The 16,944-nt window shown below is 71.8% G+C and carries 13 protein-coding genes and 1 pseudogene; 6 read left to right on the top strand and 8 right to left on the bottom strand.

Going from position 1 to position 16,944, the window contains the following annotated elements:
* Positions 1 to 24 precede the first annotated feature (24 nt).
* Together ACZ5XZ_RS00400 and ACZ5XZ_RS00395 are read right to left on the bottom strand one after the other, a co-directional pair.
* Positions 25 to 648, bottom strand: coding sequence for a GntR family transcriptional regulator (locus tag ACZ5XZ_RS00400; RefSeq protein ID WP_468972863.1), 624 nt, complete (start codon positions 646 to 648; stop codon positions 25 to 27).
* 103 nt (positions 649 to 751) lie between these two features.
* A complete protein-coding gene (locus tag ACZ5XZ_RS00395; protein WP_467657399.1) occupies positions 752 to 1,129 on the bottom strand; it encodes an ArsR/SmtB family transcription factor in 378 nt (125 codons plus the stop codon).
* 96 nt (positions 1,130 to 1,225) lie between these two features.
* On the opposite strand from ACZ5XZ_RS00395, the gene ACZ5XZ_RS00390 reads away from it, so the two are divergent.
* The gene (locus ACZ5XZ_RS00390; RefSeq protein WP_468972858.1) at positions 1,226 to 3,223 is read left to right on the top strand and encodes a heavy metal translocating P-type ATPase; all 1,998 of its coding nucleotides are present in this window, start codon (positions 1,226 to 1,228) and stop codon (positions 3,221 to 3,223) included.
* 299 nt (positions 3,224 to 3,522) lie between these two features.
* Here ACZ5XZ_RS00390 and ACZ5XZ_RS00385 read toward each other — a convergent pair whose 3' ends face one another.
* Positions 3,523 to 4,155, bottom strand: coding sequence for a TetR/AcrR family transcriptional regulator (locus ACZ5XZ_RS00385; protein ID WP_468972855.1), 633 nt, complete (start codon positions 4,153 to 4,155; stop codon positions 3,523 to 3,525).
* Positions 4,156 to 4,343: 188 nt separating this feature from the next.
* Here ACZ5XZ_RS00385 and ACZ5XZ_RS00380 point away from each other — a divergent pair, with 188 nt between their 5' ends.
* The 3 genes from ACZ5XZ_RS00380 (at position 4,344) to rph (ending at position 8,518) form a co-directional block, all read left to right on the top strand.
* Complete coding sequence (locus tag ACZ5XZ_RS00380; RefSeq protein ID WP_468972852.1) at positions 4,344 to 5,120, top strand: SDR family oxidoreductase; 777 nt, start codon at positions 4,344 to 4,346, stop codon at positions 5,118 to 5,120.
* 78 nt (positions 5,121 to 5,198) lie between these two features.
* Complete coding sequence (locus tag ACZ5XZ_RS00375; RefSeq protein ID WP_468974128.1) at positions 5,199 to 5,630, top strand: SRPBCC family protein; 432 nt, start codon at positions 5,199 to 5,201, stop codon at positions 5,628 to 5,630.
* A gap of 290 nt (positions 5,631 to 5,920) precedes the next feature.
* A complete protein-coding gene (rph, locus tag ACZ5XZ_RS00370) occupies positions 5,921 to 8,518 on the top strand; it encodes a rifamycin-inactivating phosphotransferase (RefSeq protein ID WP_468972849.1) in 2,598 nt (865 codons plus the stop codon).
* 112 nt (positions 8,519 to 8,630) lie between these two features.
* On the opposite strand, the gene ACZ5XZ_RS00365 is transcribed toward rph, so the two are convergent.
* The 5 genes and pseudogenes from ACZ5XZ_RS00365 to ACZ5XZ_RS00345 form a co-directional block, all read right to left on the bottom strand.
* Complete coding sequence (locus ACZ5XZ_RS00365; RefSeq protein ID WP_468972846.1) at positions 8,631 to 9,803, bottom strand: aromatic ring-hydroxylating oxygenase subunit alpha; 1,173 nt, start codon at positions 9,801 to 9,803, stop codon at positions 8,631 to 8,633.
* Between the two features lie 11 nt (positions 9,804 to 9,814).
* Positions 9,815 to 11,002 carry an N-methyl-L-tryptophan oxidase gene (solA, locus tag ACZ5XZ_RS00360; protein ID WP_468972843.1) on the bottom strand — a complete coding sequence of 396 codons (1,188 nt, stop codon included), beginning with the start codon at positions 11,000 to 11,002 and terminating at the stop codon, positions 9,815 to 9,817.
* Between the two features lie 165 nt (positions 11,003 to 11,167).
* The gene (locus ACZ5XZ_RS00355) at positions 11,168 to 13,609 is read right to left on the bottom strand and encodes a GcvT family protein (RefSeq protein WP_468972840.1); all 2,442 of its coding nucleotides are present in this window, start codon (positions 13,607 to 13,609) and stop codon (positions 11,168 to 11,170) included.
* A 99-nt stretch (positions 13,610 to 13,708) separates the two neighbouring features.
* Positions 13,709 to 14,352 (bottom strand): annotated as a pseudogene (locus ACZ5XZ_RS00350) (alcohol dehydrogenase catalytic domain-containing protein).
* A 189-nt stretch (positions 14,353 to 14,541) separates the two neighbouring features.
* Positions 14,542 to 15,345 carry an IclR family transcriptional regulator gene (locus ACZ5XZ_RS00345; RefSeq protein WP_468972837.1) on the bottom strand — a complete coding sequence of 268 codons (804 nt, stop codon included), beginning with the start codon at positions 15,343 to 15,345 and terminating at the stop codon, positions 14,542 to 14,544.
* Between the two features lie 168 nt (positions 15,346 to 15,513).
* Between ACZ5XZ_RS00345 and ACZ5XZ_RS00340 the strand changes: the two genes are divergently transcribed.
* Positions 15,514 to 15,834, top strand: a complete 321-nt coding sequence (locus ACZ5XZ_RS00340; protein WP_468972834.1) for a bifunctional 3-phenylpropionate/cinnamic acid dioxygenase ferredoxin subunit — start codon at positions 15,514 to 15,516, stop codon at positions 15,832 to 15,834.
* Positions 15,831 to 16,944, top strand: a 1,114-nt coding sequence (locus tag ACZ5XZ_RS00335; protein ID WP_468972831.1) for an FAD-dependent oxidoreductase, incomplete at its 3' end; no start/stop codon positions are given. The genes ACZ5XZ_RS00340 and ACZ5XZ_RS00335, both read left to right, overlap by 4 nt.

The following is a 16,944-nucleotide window of genomic DNA, read 5'->3' as shown; positions in this document are numbered from 1 at the left end:
ACGGCCCCGGGCCGCGGCGGCCGGTCAAGCGGCCAGCAGGATGCGCTGGGTCGCCTGGAGATGGCGGTCGATGGCCGCGCAGGCGGCCGCGGCGTCGCCGGCGGCCAGTCCGTCGAGGATCCGGCGGTGTTCGGTGAGGATCTCGTGCCGGCGGTGGTCGGAGCGGTAGAGCGGGATCGCGCCGGCCCTGGTCTGGCGGCTGCGCAGGGCGGCGTACTGACGGCTCATCAGCGCATTGCCGGCGGCGACCAGGGCGACATGGAAGCGCAGGTCGGCGGCGAGGAACTCCTGGACGCTGCCGGCGCCGCGCAGGGCGTCCTGCTGGGCGAGGATGCCGGTCATTTCGTCGACGGGCGCCGTGCCCTCGGCCGTCGTGCGCTCGGCGGCGAAGCGCTCGATCAGGCCGCGCATCTCCATCAGTTCGGCGATCTCCCGGCCGGACAGCGGGGCGATGTGCGCCCCGCGCTTGGGGACCAGCCGCACCAGGTCCTCGGCGGCGAGCAGCAGCAGGGCCTCGCGGATGGGGGTGCGCGAGACGCCGATCCGGTCGGCGATCTCCTGCTCGGACAGGAAGCGGTCCTGCATCTCCGGGTCGGCCAGCACGGTGTCCTTGAGATACGCGTAGGCCTTCTCGCGCCCCGACTGCATCGCCCGCTCCCCCACTCGTGAAGATCCACGCACATCGACGGCACGGCATACGAGCTGTATGTGAAATGCGCGTGGTATGCGAAGGCTACACGGCGGCCGGCCGTCAGCGGCGCACCGCGTCCGGTGCTTCTGATGGAGCGTCACGCAGCCCCAGGCGCAGGTGCTCGACATGGAAGAGCGCCTGATCGAGCAGCTCGGCGACATGGTGGTCGTAGAGGGCGTAGACGATCGAGCGGCCGTTGCGCTCGCCGGTGACCAGGCCGAGGTTGCGCAGCAGCCGGAGCTGATGGGAGCAGGCGGACTGCTCCATGCCGACGGCGGCGGCGAGGTCGCCGACCGCGCAGGGGCTCTCCTGGAGCCGGGCGAGGATCCGGAGCCGGGAGGGCGTGGACAGGGCCTGGAGTGTCGCGGCGACATCGGCGGCCCCGACGGCGTCCAGGCGTTCGCGGGTGGTGCTGCGGTTGTCCATTCCGTGGCCCATGGAGTCATCCTAGCGACGAAAGATGAAGACCTCTTCATTTGTTCCTGTACGGTGGTGAGATTGCCGGTCCCCGCACCCGTGAAGGGTTGATCCGCCATGCCTTCTGCCGCGCCCTCCGCCGCACTGCGGCGTCCACCGCAGCCGGCCCCGCCCCGCCGGCAACCCTCCCGACGCACCCGTGCCTTCGCGCTGCCCGAGGTCGGCTGGGCGGCCGCGGCCGCCGTCGCGTTCCTGCTCGCGCTGCCGCTGCAGCTCACCGGCGCACCGGCGTGGACCTGGGGACCGCTGTACGCGCTGGCGTATGCGGCCGGCGGCTGGGAGCCGGCCTGGTCCGGGCTGCGGGCGCTCAAGGACCGCACCCTCGACGTCGATCTGTTGATGGTCGGCGCCGCGATCGGGGCGGCCGCGATCGGCCAGGTGCTGGACGGCGCACTGCTGATCGTCATCTTCGCCGGCTCCGGGGCCCTGGAGGCGCTGGCCACCGCCCGTACCGAGGACTCGGTGCGCGGTCTGCTCGCTCTCGCGCCGACCACCGCCACCAGGCTGACCGGCAACGGCGGCGATCCCGAGGCCGAGGAGAGCGTGGCCGCCGCGGACCTCGTGGTGGGCGACGTCATGGTGGTCCGCCCGGGCGAGCGGGTCGGCGCGGACGGCCGCGTACTGCACGGGAGCAGCGAGGTCGACCAGGCGACCATCACCGGCGAGCCGCTTCCGGTGGCCAAGCGGCCCGGTGACGAGGTGTTCGCCGGCACCCTCAACGGCACCGGCGCGCTGCGGGTCGAGGTCGCGCGCGACGCGGGCGATTCGGTCATCGCGCGGATCGTGGCCATGGTCGCCGAGGCCTCCCGGACCAAGGCGCCGACGCAGCTGTTCATCGAGAAGGTCGAACAGCGCTACTCGGTCGGCATGGTGGCCGCCACCCTCGCCGTCTTCACGGTCCCGCTCCTCTTCGGCGCGGACCCGACCCGCTCCCTGCTGCGGGCGATGACCTTCATGATCGTCGCGTCACCGTGCGCGGTGGTGCTGGCGACCATGCCGCCGCTGCTGTCGGCCGTCGCCAACGCCGGACGGCACGGTGTGCTGGTCAAATCCGCCGTCGTGATGGAACGCCTCGGCGAGGTGGACACCGTCGCACTCGACAAGACGGGCACGCTGACCCAGGGCACCCCCCAGGTCACCGCGATCCGCCCGCTGCCGGACCCCGGCCCGACCAAGGAGACCCTGCTGACCTGGGCGGCCGCGGCCGAGCACGCCGGCGAACACCCCCTGGCCCGCGCGATCGTGACCGCCGCCCGCGAACGGGGCCTGTCCCTGCCCGCCGCCGAGGAGTTCACCTCCTCCCCCGGCATCGGCGTGTGCGCCACGGTCGGCGGCGCGCGCATCGAGGTCGGCGCCCCGGCCCGGCTGCTGCCCGCCGGCCATCCGGCCGCCGCGGCGGCCGGGTCACTCGTCGCGGAGCTGGAGGAGGACGGACTCACCGCCGTACTCGTCCTGCGTGACGGCGCGCCGGCCGGGGTGCTGGGGCTCGCCGACCGGCTGCGCCCCGGCGCGGCCGCCACCGTCGCCGCCCTGCGGTCCCTCACCGGACGGATGCCGATGCTGCTGACCGGCGACAACCCACGCGCCGCGGCCCGGCCGGCCGCCGAGACCGGCATCGTCGACGTCCGCGCCGGACTGCTGCCCCAGAGCAAGGTCGACGCGGTACGCGCGCAGCAGACGGCCGGGCGGCGGATGCTGGTGGTGGGCGACGGGGTCAACGACGCCCCCGCGCTGGCGGCCGCGCACACGGGCGTCGCCATGGGCCGAGCCGGCAGCGACCTCGCCCTGGAGACGGCCGACGCGGTGATCGTCCGGGATGAACTGGCCACCGTTCCGGCCGTGTTGAGGCTGTCGCGAGCAGCCCGCCGGCTCGTCGCCCAGAACCTGTGCCTCGCCGCGGTCTTCCTCTGCGGCCTGGTCGTCTGGGACCTCGTCGGAGACCTCCCGCTGCCGCTGGGCGTCCTCGGCCACGAGGGCTCCACGGTCCTCGTCGGCCTCAACGGCCTGCGCCTGCTGCGCGATGCGGCCTGGCAGCGGGCGGCCCGGGCGGGATAGTGGGGCGGCAGTTCCGCCGCGTGCACGGTGAACGGCGGCTGGAGGACGGTCAGTTCGTAGCGCGCTCCGCTGCCGGTGGTCATGCGGTCCGCCGGAACCGTCCAGAACGTGTGGTCGAGCATGGGGCATGCGGTATCGGTGTGACGATCCGGCCCTGGGGCGGCCCGGTGGCCGGACCGTCCTCCGTGACGCCCGGGCCTGTAACCGGAGTGGGTCGCCCGGCGCCCCGCCCCGGCACGGCAAGAGGCCCGGGGAAGTCCCGCCCTGGCGCATCGGCCAGGCCCCAGCGGGCGTGCCGACTACTCGTCGACGGATGGCCCGGGCTTCGCCCGGAGCTCGTCGAGCCGCAGAAACGCCAGCGCGCGGCGCATCAGATCGACGAGTTCCTCGGGCTCGTCCTGCCAGGCCCAGTGCTCCATGGTGACGGTGAACGCATCCAGCACCGCGGTGGTCAGCAGACGCACTTCGAGACTGTCGACAGGGGCGTGCGCGCGGGATGCCAGCGCGGGCGCGAGCCGTTCCTGCATCTCCCGGCCCGCGGCGAGCCAGCGCATCTTCAGGGCGGGGACGGTCCCCATGACCCGGACCAGCCGACGGGCCCGGGCGGCGTCCTCCAGGCGCCGCTCGGCCGTCGCCGTCCCGAAGGACGCCTCGATGGCGGTGCTGAGCGGTTCCGCGACCGGATGTTCCGCGAGGACGTCCACGAGCTGGCCGACGCTGGAGGCGTAGAGGGGGGTGAGGGCGTCCTCCTTCGCCGGGCAGTAGCGGTAGAAGGTGCGCAGGGAGACGCCCGCGGCCGAGGCGATGTCCTCGACCGTCGTCGCGTCGTAACCGCGGTCGGCGAAAAGGGTCGCCGCGGCCTCCGCGATCTCCAGTCGAGTCTGAAGGCGCCGATGTTCCGTCAGGGACGGACGGCCCCGCGCTGCCGCCATTGTGTGCTCCTTGCCGTGCTTCGCCTCGGCCTTTATTGTCACAGACAGAATTTTTGGCACGCCATGCCAAAAAAGCGTATGTTGATCCACGACTGATCAGGAGCCGATCGGTCGGCGGTCGATTTGCCCGCTATGCCCGTGCGGTGATCAGCGACCGGCGAACGTACAGCCCAGCGAAGGAGCCGACCATGTCCCGCACCTACCTCATCACCGGAGCTGCCTCCGGCATCGGCAAGGCCACCGCCACCCGGCTCAAGGAGCAGGGGAACACGGTCATCGGCGCCGACCTCAGGGACGCCGATATCGTGGCGGACCTCGCCACGCCCGATGGCCGGGCCCATCTGGTCGAGCGCGCACGCGAGTTGAGCGGTGGACGGCTCGACGCCGTGATCGCGGGCGCCGGCCTCGCCGGTTTCGAACCGCGCGCCGTCAGCGTCAACTACTTCGGCGCGGTCGCCACCTTGGAAGGACTGCGCCCCCTGCTGGCCGCCGGCACTAACCCGCGCGCCGTCGTCATCGCCTCGGTCGCCTCCATCCACCCGCACGACACGGCCATCGCCGACGCGGCGCTCGCCGGCGACGAGGAAGCGGCGCTGGCCGCCGCCCAGGCAGCGGTCGACCGGGGAGAGGGCTATGCGATCTACGGCTCGACCAAGGCCGCCATGGCCCGATGGATACGCCGCACCGCCGTGACCGCCGACTGGGCGGGCGCCGGTATCCCCCTCAACGCCATCGCCCCCGGAACCGTCGTCACCCCGATGACCGAACCCATGCTGGCCAGCCCCGACGTGCGCAAGATCGTCGACGCGACCGTCCCCATGCCGCTCCACGGCCACGCCCAGCCGGCGCAGATCGCTCCCCTCCTGGCCTGGCTCACCTCGCCCGAGAACGAACTGGTCACCGGCCAGGTCGTCTTCATCGACGGCGGCGCCGACGCCGTTGTCCGCGGCGACGGCACGTGGTGAACCGACCAGGGAAACGACTGATCAGAGACGATCCGCAGTCATCGCAATCCGCAGTCATCGGAGGTCTTTTCCGTGCACATGCTCACCCGCACCGCCGTCGTCACCGCCGACCCCGATGCCGTCTGGCAGGTCATCGGCAGGTTCGGCGGCCTCGCCGAATGGCATCCGCTGCTGCCGCCGTCCGTGATCGAGGACGGCGCCGATCCCGAGACGCCCGGGGCGGTGCAGGCGTTCTCCGTCAACGGCCAAGTGGTCATCCGGGAACGGCTCCTGGAGAAGGACGACTCGCGCCGGATGCTCCGCTACACCATCCATGAGTCCGCCGCCCCCGTCTCCGACTACGTCTCCACGCTGTCCGTGCACCCGCACCAGGCGGGCGCCGAGATCCGCTGGGCCGCGACATACGAGGCCGCCGACGCACTCGTCCCCGGGATCGAGAAGCAGTTCGGCGACACCATCTACGCCACCGGCCTGAACGCCCTCAAAGAACGCTTCGCCCTGCCCGCCTAGCTTCTGTCCGGCGGGCCACGCGCGAAGCCGGCGGCTGCAACCGGCTGATGGGACGGCAAAAGGCAAAGGCAAGGAGACACCTCTCCTTGCCACTCTCAACATATAGCGCACTGGGGGGCTTGCGGCAAGGCCCCGGTGATGGCGCAAAATCGTCGGCCAAGGCCACAAGCTGCAGAAATGAGGCGCGACGTGCGTGTGTTGTCGACGTATGGGGGACGCGGTGACGTCGAACCAGTGGGGGGACCGGCCGGTGCAGGGCGACGGGACACGACTGCCTCGGGGGTATCGCGATGACCGAGCAGTACGTGCGGGATTTCCACGAGGTTGACGAGACGCAGGTCGCGGTCGTCGGCGGCAAGGGCGCGCACCTGGGCGTGCTGTCGCGGATCGAGGGCATCCGTGTGCCGGCCGGCTTCTGCGTGACGACGGACGCCTTCCGGCGGATCATGGCGGAAGCGCCGTCGATCGACGATCGGATCGCTCAGCTGTCGCGCCTGAACCCGGACGACCGGGAGGCGGTCCGCACGCTCAGCGCGCAGATTCGCCAGGCCATCGAAGGGATCGCCATCCCGGGCGACGTAGCGGCGGCGATCACCGGCGCGCTCGCCCGGCTCGGTGCGCAGGCCGCCTACGCCGTCCGGTCCAGCGCGACGGCAGAGGACCTGCCGACGGCCTCCTTCGCCGGCCAGCAGGACACATACCTGAACGTCTTGGGGCCGACGGCGGTCCTTCAGCACGTCAGCCGGTGCTGGGCCTCGCTGTTCACCGAGCGGGCCGTGACCTACCGCCAGCGCAACGGCATCGACCACCGTACGGTCCACATGGCCGTGGTCGTGCAGCAGATGGCCTTCCCGCAGGCGTCCGGCATCCTGTTCACGGCCGACCCCGTGACGGGCAACCGGAAGGTCGCCACCGTGGACGCCGGCTTCGGCCTCGGCGAGGCCCTGGTCTCAGGCCTGGTGAACCCGGACGTCTTCAAGGTGCGGGACGGCGAAGTCGTCGCCAAGACGATCGCCGCCAAGGAGCGTGCCGTTCAGGCCCTGTCGGCCGGCGGGACGCAGGAAGTGGCGATCGACGCGCAGCGGCAGGAGCAGCCGGCGCTGACGGACGCGCAGGTGGTGCGGCTCGTGCAGCTCGGGCGGCGGATCGAGGCGCACTTCGGTCGCCCGCAGGACATCGAATGGTGCCTGGTCGACGACGCCTTCCAGATCGTTCAGAGCCGGCCGATCACGACGCTGTTCCCCCTCCCCGAGACCGACGACCAGGAGAATCACGTCTACGTCTCCGTCGGTCATGGGCAGATGATGACCGACCCCATGAGGCCCCTGGGGTTCTCCATGTGGCAGCTGACGGCGATGGTGCCGATGCACGAGGCCGGCGGAAGGCTGTTCGTCGACGTCACCCGGCGCCTGGCCTCGCCCGCGAGCCGCGCCGGCCTCCTGGACGTCGTGGGGAGAGGCGATCCGCTGATCAGGGACGCTCTGGAGACCGTCCTCGACCGCGACGACTTCGTCCCGTCGCTCCCGGACGCGGGTCCCGGCGGGCCGCCGGGCGGCGGCGCGTCCACCCCGATCGAGACCGATCCGGCCATCGTCACCGAGCTGATCGAGCGCAGCCAGGCGTCCATCGCCGCCCTGGAGCGCGACATCCGGACGAAGACCGGACCGGCGCTGTTCGACTTCCTGCTGGAGGCCTTCGAGGAGCACAAGCGAGTCCTCAGTGATCCGCTGAGCATGCAGGCGGTCATGGCGGGGATGGAGGCCACGTGGTGGCTCAACGACCAGCTGCGGGAGTGGCTGGGCGAGAAGAACGCGGCTGACACGCTGACGCTGTCCGCCCCCGACAACATCACGTCGGAGATGGGACTGGCGCTGCTCGACGTCGCGGACGTGATCCGCCCGCATCCGGAGGTGGTGGCGTTCCTGAAGGGCGTCGAGGACGAGGGCTTCCTGGACGAGCTGGCGAAGCTCGCGGGCGGGACCGAAGCGCGCGACGCCATGGAGGCCTACCTCGACCGGTACGGCATGCGCTGCGTCGGCGAGATCGACATCACCAGGCCACGTTGGCGCGAGCGCCCCAGCACGCTCGTGCCCGTGATCCTCGACAACGTCAGGAACTTCGAGCCGGGCGCCGCCGAGCGGCGGTTCGAGGAAGGCCGGCAGAAGGCGCAGCAGAAGGAACAGGACGTGCTGTCGCGCTTGCGGGCCCTGCCGGACGGGGACCGGAAGGCCGACGAGGCCAAGCGGATGATCGACCGGGTCAGAACCTTCATCGGGTACCGGGAGTACCCGAAGTACGGCATCGTCAGCCGCTACTTCGTCTACAAGCAGGCCCTGACGGCGGAGGCCGAGCGTCTGGTGCAGGCAGGCGTGCTTCCTGACAAGGAGGACGTCTTCTACCTCACGTTCCAGGAACTCCACGACGTCGTGCGCTCGCACCAGGTGGACCACCAGCTCATCGAGCAGCGCAAGGACGCCTTCCGGTCGTACCACGCGCTCACACCGCCCCGGGTGCTCACCTCGGATGGTGAGGCCGTCACCGGCGCGTACCGGCGCGACGACGTGCCGGCCGGCGCCCTGATCGGCCTCCCGGTATCCGCCGGGACCGTCGAGGGAAGGGCCCGCGTCATCCTCGACATGGCGGAGGCCGATCTCGAAGCGGGCGACATCCTGGTCACGCCCTTCACGGATCCCAGCTGGTCGCCGCTGTTCGTCGGAATCGCGGGCCTGGTGACGGAGGTGGGCGGCCTGATGACCCATGGCGCGGTGATCGCCCGGGAGTACGGCTTGCCGGCCGTCGTGGGCGTGGAGCAGGCCACCCGGCTGATCCGGGACGGGCAGCGGATCCGCGTGCACGGAACCGACGGCTACATCGAGATCCTGCCCTGACCGACCGGACCGAGAAGGCGTAGCCCGTACGGCGGCGCATGCGGCGTCGTACGGGTCCGGCTCGGGAACCGTTCCCGCGGATCCTGCGTGACCTCTTGACGTGTTGTCGGCTTCAGCCTTGCTCGCCCTCCAGGCGGTCGGTGACCCAGCGGTGGAAGGCACCGATGTGGTGCTCGCTGGGCACCAGCACCCCGCCGTCGCGGTAGGCGCGGGAGTGCATGGCGGGCTGGGTGCGCTCGCAGGCGTCGAAGTCCTGGGTGTTGACCCGGTGGAAGAGCTCGACGGACCGGGAGACGTCGGCGCCGGAGTCGACGACCTCGGGCAGGTACAGCCAGTCGCACTCGACGAGGGTGCGGTCGGGGGCCGTGGGGAACATCCGGTGGACGATGACGTGGTCGGGGACGAGGTTGACGAACACCTGAGGCCGGACGGTGATCGCGTAGTAGCGGCGGTCCTGGACGTCCTCGATGCCGGGCAGCCGGCCGAAGCCCTCGCTGCCGTCGACGGTGAACCCCGCGGCCTCCGTCGCGAACTCCGCGCCATGGCCGACGTAGTACTGGGCGGCGAAGCCGTCGGCGAACTCCGGGAGGACATCGGTGAGTTCGGGGTGGATGGTGGCGCAGTGGTAGCACTCCATGAAGTTCTCGATGACGAGCTTCCAGTTGGCGCGCACGTCGTAGCGGATGCGCCTGCCGAGGGCGAGACCTTCGGTCCGGTAGCGGTCGATGGCGGCCGGGTCCCCCAGCCGCTCGACGGCCGCGCCGATCACGGTGTCCTCGAAAGACGGTGGGTCGTCGGCCAGGCACACCCAGGCGTAGCCGAGCCACTCGCGGAGCGGGACGGTGACCAGGCCGCGCTCGGTGCGGTCGATGTCCGGCATCCTCTGCAGGTTGGGGGCGGCGATCAGGCGTCCGTCGAGGTCGTAGGTCCAGGCGTGGTAGGGGCACTGGAGGTTGCGGCGGACCTCGCCGGACTCCTCGGTGCACAGCTGCGCGCCGCGGTGGCGGCAGATGTTGAGGAAGGCGCGCAGCTCGCCGGCGCGGTTGCGGGTGATCAGTACGCTCTCCCGGCCGACCCGGACCGTGCGGAAGGCGCCGGGCCGGCCCAGGTCGGCGCTGCGTACCGCGCAGAACCACAGGCGCTCGAAGATCTTCTCCTGCTCCTGGCGGAAGATCTCGGGGTCGGTGTAGTAGTGGCCGGCGAGGGTGCTGATCAGGCTCGGGGCGACGCCGGTCGCGGGCTCGGCGGGCGCCGCCGGCACGGACTCGGTGGGTGTGGTCGTCATGGGTGCTCTCCTCAAACGGCCGCGGCGGCGGGCCGGCCGGGGGCCTTTCCGGCGAAGCGGCGGGAAGGGTCGAACAGCTCGATGGGGTGCGCGGTGGCACCGGTCAGCGCGAGATCGGCGACGATCTCCCCGACGACCGGTACGAACTTGAAGCCGTGCCCGGAGAAGCCGCAGGCGACGGTCACCGTCCCCGGGTGCGCGGGGTGCCGGGTGATCACGAAGTGCTCGTCGGGGGTGTTGGAGTACATGCAGGTGGCGGCCTTGAGGAAGCGGCCGGGCAGGGCCGGGATCCGCGGGGCGAGCTGGTCGGCCATGGCGCGTACCTCGTGGTCGTGCACGGTGCGTTCGATGGTCTCGGGGGTGCAGACGGTGCCCTTGCGGAAGAACGCGACCTTGGCGCCGCCGTCGGGGCCGTCGATCGACGGGAAGCCGTAGATCTGGACGCCCCGCGCGTCCTCCCAGATGTAGATCGGATGCCGCTCGGGGACGAACGGCGCGGTGCCGCCGTCGGGTGCGAACCAGTACATGACCTGCCGTTCGATGGTGAACGGCACGCCCAGGTCGGTGAGCAGCGCAGGCGCCCAGGCGCCCGGGCAGATCACCAACTGCCCTGCGGTGTAGGTGTCTTCGGGGGTGTGGACGCGGACACCGGCGCCGCCTGGAAGCTCCTCCCAGCGGGTGACCGGCTCCTCGAAGCGCAGCTCGGCACCGTCCTGGGTGGCGAGCTGGACGTGGGCGGCGACGGTGTACTCCGGCCGGACGAGCCCGGCCCGCGCCTCGTACAGCGCGACCTCGTCGTCGGCGGGGGTGAGGGTGGGAAAGCGGCGGCGGATCTCCTTGGCGTCGAGCATCTCGTGCGGCAGGTCCCACTGCCGGGCGGACTGCAGACTGCCGCTGACGGTGCGGCTGTCGGGGCGGCCGACCATGACCCCGCCGCACAGGGTGGCGATCTCGCGGCCGGTGTCCCGCTCCAGCTTGTCGTACAGCTCGTACGAGCGCAGCAGCAGCGGTACGTAGGCCGGGTCCTCGAAGTAGGACTGGCGGATGATGCGCGAACCGCCGTGGCTGGACCCGCGGTTGTGCACCGGGCCGAACCTCTCCAGGCCCAGGACCCGTGCGCCGCGGGCGGCGAGATGGTGGGCCGCGGCGCTGCCCATGCCGCCGAGCCCGAGGACGATGACGTCGTACGTGGGGGACACAGTGGCCTCCTGGCGTGTCTGGCGCGTCTGTGGTGTGCGGGCCCGTCCGGCCCTGATCGACCGGACGGGGCCCGTAAGGGCGTCTCGCTGAGGCGAGGGGACACGCCCTAGGGCCTGTCCGATGGGTCAACGCCGCGGACCCGGCCATGACCCATCGGACACGCCCTAGCGGCGGATGCGGGTCATCTTCGGGTCGAAGAGCGGCTCGTCGGCGACGGTGGCCGGGATCTTCTCGCCGAAGTACTCGATGTGCACACCGGTGCCGGTGGCGAGCGGCGGCAGCCAGGCGTAGGCGACGCAGCGGCCCAGCGTGTAGCCGTACGAAGCGCTGGTCACATAGCCGGCGGGCACACCGTCGAGGTACACCGGCTCCTTGCCCAGGACGTTGGTGGCGGGGTCGTCGAGCACGAGGGCGGTCAGTGTGCGGGTGAGGGCCCGGTTCGGGTCGAGGGCGGCCCGGCCCACGAACTCCTTGTCCGCCCGGACCGCGAATCCGACCCCCGCCTCATACGGGTCGTGCTCGGCGGTCATGTCGGCGCCCCAGGCGCGGTAGCCCTTCTCCAGGCGCAGGCTGTTGAAGGCCGAGCGGCCGGCCGCGATCACTCCGAGTTCCCGGCCCGCCTCCCACAGCGTGTCCCAGAGCCGCAGTCCCAGGTCGGCGGTGGTGTACAGCTCCCAGCCCAGCTCACCGACGTACGACAGGCGCATCGCCGTCACCGGCACATGGCCGAGGTGGGTGTGCTTCGCGCGGAAGTAGCCGAAGCCCTCGTGGGAGAAGTCGTCGCGGGTCAGCGGCTGGACGAGGTCGCGGGCGAGCGGCCCCCACACGCCGACGCAGCAGGTGCCGGAGGTGATGTCGCGGATCTGGACACCGTCCGGCGCGTGCCGCAGCAGCCAGTCGAGGTCGGCCGGGGAGTTGGCGCCGACCTGGAAGCGGTCGGCGGCCAGGCGGGCGACGGTGAGGTCGGAGCGGATGCCGCCGGTCTCGTCCAGGAGCAGGGTGTAGGTGACCGCCCCGGGCTTCTTGCGGAGGTTGTTGGTGGTCATACGGTCCAGGAAGTCCAGCGCGCCCGGGCCGGTGACCTCCAGCCTGCGCAGCGGGGTCATGTCGTACAGCGCGACCTTCTCGCGGGTCGCCTTCGCCTCGGCGGCGGCGATCGGCGACCAGTGGCGGGCGGACCAGGCGTCGCGCTCGGGGAGGCGGAGTCCCTCGGCGAGCGGGGCGTTGGCCTCGTACCAGTGGGGGCGCTCCCAGCCGCCGCTTTCGAGGAAGTGCGCGCCGAGCTGCTGCTGGCGTACGCGGAAGGGGCTGGTGCGCAGCGGTCGGGGCTGTTCCATGGGCTGCAGGGGGTGGATGACGTCATAGACCTCGATGAAGTTCTGGGCGCCGCGGTCGGCGATGTAGGCGGGCGAGCGCTGGGCGTCCTCGAAGCGGTAGAGGTCGCACTCATGGATGTCGATGGCGGGCCGGCCGTCCGTCATCCACTCGGCGACGGCCTTCGCGACGCCCGCGGAGTGGGTGACCCAGACCGCCTCGGCGAGCCAGAATCCCCGCAGTTCGCGGGATTCGCCGAGCACCGGCATCCCGTCGGGGGTGAAGGAGAAGACGCCGTTGAAGCCCTCGGCCACCTCCGATGCGCCCAGCGCGGGCAGCAGGGTGATGCTGTCCTGCCAGCTCGGCGCGAAGTCGTCCTCGGTGAAGGGCAGCGACGACGGCATGACGGGGGCCTCGTCGAAGGCGGGGACGGTGAAGGGGTCGACGGGCATCGGGCGGTGGGCGTAGGAACCGATGCCGATGCGGTCGGTGTGCTCGCGGAAGTACAGGTCGCGGTCCTGGAAGCGCAGGATGGGCCGGCTCGCCTCGGTGCGGGGGTCGTTGACACCCGCGAGCTCGGGGAGCGGTGCGGTCCTGGCGTACTGGTGGGCGAGCGGGAGCAGGGGCACGTCCACCCCGGCCATCGCGCCGATCACCGGGCCCCAGAAGCCGGCGGCCGAGACGACATGGTCGGCGGGGAAGCTGCCCCGGTCGGTGAGGACGCCGGTGACGTGGCCGTTCTCCCGCTCGATGCCGGTGACGGTGTGCCGTTCCAGGAAGCGGGCGCCGCGCCGCGCGGCCCGCTCCATCTGGGCGCGGCAGGCGAGCAGGGCGCGGGCCAGACCGTCGTCGGGCGTGTGGAAGCCGCCGTGGAGGAGGGTCTCGTCGAGCATCGGCCAGAGCTGCTTGCACTGCCGTGGGGTGAGGAGTTCCCCGCGTACGCCCCAGGAGGCGGCGAGTCCGGCCTTGCGGTGCAGATCGGCCCAGCGGGCTTCGGTGGTGGCGACCTCCAGGCCGCCGACCGGGTGGAAGCAGGGCAGTCCCTCGACCTCCAGGGAGCCGAACTTCTGCACCGTGTAGGCGGCGAACTCGGTCATGGTCTTGGAGGGGCTGGTCTGGAAGACCAGGCCCGGGGCGTGCGAGGTGGAGCCGCCGGGGGCCGGCAGCGGGCCCTGTTCGAGGACGGTGACGTCGGTCCAGCCGCGGGCGGTCAGCTCATCGGCGAGCGAGCAGCCGACGATGCCGGCGCCGATGACAACCACACGGGAACTGTTGGCGGGCGTGCGGGACATGCCCCTCCTCCTGCTGGTCGGGGTGGTCGACGGGGGTGTGCTGCGCCGATACCGGATCGGTGGGGTGCGGCTGCTCGACCTCTTCGCGCAAGGACGCCGCTACAGGACCACGACGGAGCGCAACACCCGGCCGTCGCGCATCTTGTCGAAGGCGGACTCCACCTCGTCCAGGCCGATCGTCTCGGTGACGAACCCGTCGAGGTCGAGCCGTCCGCTGAGGTAGCGGTCGATCAGGAGGGGGAAGTCGCGGCTGGGCAGGCAGTCGCCGTACCAGGAGGACTTCAGCGCGCCACCGCGCGAGAAGAGGTCGATCAGCGGCAGCTCGATGCGCAGGTCGGGGTCGGGGACGCCGACCAGGACCAGGGTGCCGGCCAGGTCGCGCAGGTAGAAGCCCTGGGTGAAGGTCTCGGGGCGGCCGACCGCGTCGATGACGACATCGGCGCCGTTGCCGCCGGTGAGCTGCCGCAGGGCGCCCGCCAGGCGAGTACGACGTAGTCGCCCGGGGCGAGTGCGGTGACGCCGGGGCCGACCGACTCGATGACGCCGGCCGCCTCGTGGCCGAGCAGGAAGGGGAACGCGTCGTTGATCGCGCCGTCCCGATAGTGCAGATCGGTGTGGCAGACGCCGCAGGCCTGTACGGCGACGAGCACTTCGCCCGGGCCGGGATCCGGCACCAGGATCGTCCGCGGCTCGACCGGTGCGCCTTGTTTCGCCGCGACGACGGCATGGACTTCGTGTGGCATGCCCTACCCCTCGGTGTTGCGCAGTGCACGACTGGTTGCGCGATGAGAGACATAGTGGGAACGCGGCCTCGGCACCGTCAAGGGGGTACGTGCCAGTGCTTGGTAAAAGGCTCGTGGCACGTCCCCCCACGGCTGCGGGGCCGGAACAACCGCTCCGGCCCCGCCCGCGCACCCGTGCCCGTCAGCCGCTCAACAGGCGTACCCCATGCGCCGCGAGAGCTCCTCGGCCGCGGCGACGGTGCCCTTGACGACCTGGGGCAGCCGCTCCTCGTCCAGCCGGTAGGCGGGCACCGAGACGCTGATCGCCCCGATCACCGAGCCGTCGTGCGCCCGCACCGGCGCCGCGACCGCGCGCAGCCCGAGCTCCAGCTCCTCGACCGCCACCGCGAACCCCCGCTCGACGACCTCCCCGAGCTGCCGGCGCAGCTCGGCGGCCGAGGTGACCGTCCGCTCGGTGAGCCGCGGCAACTTCCGCCCCAGGACCGCCTCCTGGACCGGTGCGGGCTGGTAGGCGAGCAGCGCCTTGCCGCTGGAGGTGGCGTGCAGCGGCGTACGGCGGCCGAGCCAGTTCTGCGCGGTGACCGAGGCCGGGCCGCGCGCCTGCATGATGTTGACCGCGGCATCGCTCTCCAGCACCGCGATGTTGACCGTCTCCCCCAGCTCGTCGGCCAGTTGCTTGCAGACCGCCGCACCCTCCTGGGAGATGTCCAGCCGTACGGCCGCCGCACCGGCCAGCCGCAGCACACCGGCGCCGAGGTAGTACTTGCCGCGCTCCTGCTCCTGACCCACCAGCCCGCGGCTCTCCAGCACGCCGAGCAGCCGGAACGCGGTCGACTTGTGCACCCCCAGCTCGTCGGCGACCTCGGTCACCCCGGCCTCGCCCAGCCGCGCCAGGATCTCCAGGACGGTCACCGCCCGGTCCACCGACTGCACGGCGGTCGCGGGCCCCTTCGGCGGTCTGCCCTGCGCCTGCCCCGCCACGTTGTCCGTCATCTGTGGGATCTCACCACCTGGGAACCCGGTCGCGGGTCCGATTCTGTGCGCTCGGCATTTGCGGGGATCGCTTGACGCACACGCTCCCCGTCTGGATTCTGTTGCGCATAGCGCTTCATCGTGCGCAACGCGAAACTCGGTGATACCGAACAGTAACAGGGGGGTCCTGTGATTCCTGTCTGCCATCTCGCCGACCTGCCCGCAGGGGAGTCCGTACGCATCGACACCGCACCTCCGATCGCCGTGTTCCACGCCGACGGGCAGCTGTACGCCATCGACGACACCTGCACCCACCAGGACGCCTCGCTCGCGGACGGCTGGCTGGAGGGGTGTCTGGTCGAATGCCCGCTGCACGCCGCTTCATTCGATCTCCGCACCGGAGCGCCCACCTGCCTGCCCGCACGCCGGGCGGTGCGCACCCATCCCGTGACCGTCGAGGACGGCATGATCTACGTCCACCACGCCGCCGAGGAGGGCACCGCCGCATGAACTCGGTCGCTGTCATCGGGGCGTCGCTGGCGGGGCTGTACGCCGCGCGGGCCCTGCGCGCCCAGGGGTTCGAAGGCCGCCTGGTGATCGTCGGGGACGAGCGGCACCGCCCCTACGACCGGCCACCGCTGTCCAAGGGCTTCCTGACCGGCTCGGCAGGCCAGGAGCAACTGGCCCTCGCCGACGCCGAGGAGATCGCCGGACTCGACGCCGAATGGCTGCTGGGCACCCGGGCCGTCGGCCTCGACACCGCCGCGGGCGCGGTACTGCTCGACGGCGAACGGACCCTGAGCGCCGACGGCGTGGTCATCGCCACCGGCGCCGCCCCCCGCCACCTGGCCGGCCCCGCGCCCGGCGGAGCGCACACCCTGCGCACCCTCGACGACGCCCAGGCACTGCGCGCGGAGCTCGTCCGGGGCCCGGTCAGGGTCGTGGTGATCGGCGCCGGCTTCATCGGTGCCGAGGTCGCCGCCTCGTGCGCCGCCCTCGGCCATGACGTCACCGTCGTCGAGGCCGCGCCCCTGCCGCTCCTGCCCCAACTCGGCGACGAGATGGCCCGGATCTGCTCCGCGCTCCACGCGGACCACGGCGTCACCCTCCTCACCGGCACCGGCGTCGCCCGCCTGCACGGCGGCGGAACCGACCGGCGGGTCACCGCGGTCGAACTGTCCGACGGCCGGCTGCTGCCCGCCGAGGTCGTGGTCACCGGCATCGGCGTACGCCCGAACACCGACTGGCTCGCGGGCTCCGGGCTGCCGCTCGACGACGGCGTGCGCTGCGACGCCGGCTGTGTCACCCCGCTGCCCAACGTCGTGGCCGTCGGCGATGTCGCCAGGGTGGCCGGCACCCGTGCCGAACACTGGACCAGCGCGACCGAGCAGGCCGCGGTGGCCGCCCGGAACCTGCTGGCCGGCAGCACCGTCACCACCCACCAGGCGCTGCCCTACTTCTGGTCCGACCAGTACGGCGTACGCATCCAGTTCGCCGGTCGGGGGGGGCCCGCCGACACCCCGCGCACCCCCGAAGGCTCCCCCCCCAACCACAACTTCCTCCCCTTCTCCGAACGCGACAGGCGTACCCACGCCGTCCTCTCCCCCCACCCGGCCCGCC

The sequence above is a fragment of the Streptomyces sp. NPDC033270 genome (assembly GCF_055576575.1).
Note: the sequence above shows the minus strand (reverse complement) of the source record. Positions and strands in the feature narration are given on the sequence as shown.